Annotated in this window: 1 protein-coding gene and 1 pseudogene; both read left to right on the top strand. The window is 55.8% G+C overall.

Going from position 1 to position 1,686, the window contains the following annotated elements:
• Nucleotides 1-132: 132 nt before the first annotated feature.
• Nucleotides 133-1,173: an asparaginase gene (locus C5S62_RS03085; RefSeq protein ID WP_104404005.1), complete on the top strand. Its 1,041-nt coding sequence runs from the start codon at nt 133-135 to the stop codon at nt 1,171-1,173.
• 4 nt (nt 1,174-1,177) lie between these two features.
• Nucleotides 1,178-1,686 (top strand): annotated as a pseudogene (locus C5S62_RS03080) (hypothetical protein); the annotation flags it as partial.

Below are 1,686 nucleotides of genomic sequence, written 5' to 3'. Positions count from 1 at the left end.
GTTAAATATGTTAAAGTCGGAAACATGAAACTATCAGGAAACAACCGGTACGGGCCGGCCGCATGCTTGGCCTGTCTGAAAAAACAAATCCGATTACTTTCCTTCTCCGCTCATTTACCTTATCTTTGCAACATGAAATCTGCAAACACACCAGCAATTCTCATCATCTATACGGGCGGCACCATCGGCATGATTGAAAATCCGCTGACGGGAGCACTCGAAAATTTTGACCTCGCGCATTTTCGCCGGCTCGTGCCGGAACTGAACCGCTTTAACTATCAGATAGATGCCATCACCTTCAATCCGCCCATCGACTCCAGCGACATGGAACCGGAATGCTGGGTGAAAATGGCCCGGATCATAGCCGACAACTACGGGAAGTATGACGGTTTTGTGGTACTGCACGGCACCGACACAATGGCCTATACCGCGTCAGCCCTGAGCTTCATGCTCGAAAACCTTGGCAAGCCCGTCATCGTCACCGGTTCACAGTTGCCCATCGGACAATTGCGCACCGACGGCAAGGAAAACCTCCTGACGAGCGTTGAAATAGCCGCCGCACGCGACAAGGAGGGCCGCCCCATGGTACCGGAGGTGTGCATCTTCTTTCAAAACCGCCTGATGCGCGGCAACCGCACCACAAAAATCAATGCCGAAGGGTTCTACGCCTTCCGTTCACACAACTTACCGTCGCTGGCCCACGCAGGCATACATATCGTATACGAAGAACATCTCATACGCCGCCCTGCTCCCGAACTTCCCTTCAAGCCCCACTATCTCATGGATGACAACGTTGTCATTCTCACGCTCTTCCCCGGCATCCGCAGAGATTATGTCGACGCCGTACTTAACCTTAAGGGCTTGCGCGCCGTCATTCTCAAAACCTACGGGGCCGGCAACGCGCCTCAGAAGCCCTGGCTGGTAAGGGCCATCGAAAAACTCGTGAAGAGCGATGTCATAGTAGTGAACATCACCCAATGCTCACAAGGCCGCGTGGAAATGGGACGCTACGAAACAGGATTGCAGCTCCTCCAGGCCGGCGTGCTCAACGGATACGACAGCACGCTCGAGAGCATGGTGACCAAGCTCATGTTCCTGCTCGGCCACGATTACGACCACCGGAAAATAATAGACCTCATGAACACGAGCATCGCCGGCGAAATAACCATCTGACCCCATGTGCCGCAGCCGCCGAAAACATAACAGCCGCCGCGCCGCCACCGCTTCGGAAAACAATGGAACGGCACGGCGTTTTTTCTCAGTCTGCCACAGCTGTTGCGCAGCTATATATATAATATTGTGTGCCACCCTGCTCTCAGGCTGCTCCGTAACATCCGTACCATCCGGCGGACAGCCGCTGGAACACGCCCGCCTGCTGCGTCTGGGACATACGGGCAACTTTATGCGCGCCGACATTCTGGATCCCTGGAACGAGGGCGCCATATTGCAGAGTTACGTACTCGTACCACACGACAGCATCCCGCCGCATGAACTGCCGGCAGGCGCCACCCTCCTGCGCATCCCCCTGAAACGCGCCGTAGCTTTCACCTCCCTCCACGCCGCCCTGATCTGCGACCTAGGAGCGGACGGCCGGCTGGCCGGTGTGTGCGATGCCGCCTATCTGTTCCATCCCATACTCAGAAAGCGTCTGGAAAACGGCACACTGGCCGACTTCGGCTCATCCAT

The sequence above is a fragment of the Prevotella sp. MGM2 genome (assembly GCF_002933955.1).
GTDB lineage: Bacteria > Bacteroidota > Bacteroidia > Bacteroidales > Bacteroidaceae > Alloprevotella.
Note: the sequence above shows the minus strand (reverse complement) of the source record. Positions and strands in the feature narration are given on the sequence as shown.